This is a genomic window from Pseudoalteromonas sp. GW168-MNA-CIBAN-0100 (assembly GCF_040309225.1).
Classification (GTDB): domain Bacteria; phylum Pseudomonadota; class Gammaproteobacteria; order Enterobacterales; family Alteromonadaceae; genus Pseudoalteromonas; species Pseudoalteromonas arctica.
In genome coordinates, this window is record NZ_JBEOOL010000160.1 from 1 (window position 1) to 408 (window position 408).

The 408-nt window shown below is 35.3% G+C and carries 2 pseudogenes; both read right to left on the reverse strand.

Annotated features, from left to right (window positions below):
• Positions 1-155: pseudogene (locus AAEY62_RS20500) on the reverse strand (glycosyltransferase); the annotation flags it as partial.
• Positions 155-408: pseudogene (locus AAEY62_RS20505) on the reverse strand (glycosyltransferase family 1 protein); the annotation flags it as partial. The pseudogenes AAEY62_RS20500 and AAEY62_RS20505, both read right to left, overlap by 1 nt.

The window sequence follows — 408 nt, forward strand, 5'->3', positions numbered from 1 at the left end:
ACTTGTAAGTTACTTGGGATATCGTATTCAACGCTATTAGCGAGTGATAAAATAGTCACATTGTGTTTAAGTGTCGCTATTTGCTCAGCCAAAGTAAGCATTACTTTTTCAGCACCACCGCCAACCAGTGAATCAATTACTATCACTATATTCATTATTTACTTCCAAATAATAATGCTTTTACACCTTCAGTAACTACATCAAAACTATTCTTGATTTCTAAATACTTATATTCTTGGGTTATTTTTGTATATAAGGGTTCATTAATTACTTGCTCTACTCTAGCTACAATAGCATCTACTTCTAGTTCCGACCTAACAACCACTTGAGTTTTCACACAGCTCTCTAAGCGTGCAAGTTGATCCTTTGAGATTGCACAAGCAACAACAGGAGTACGTACAGCTATAG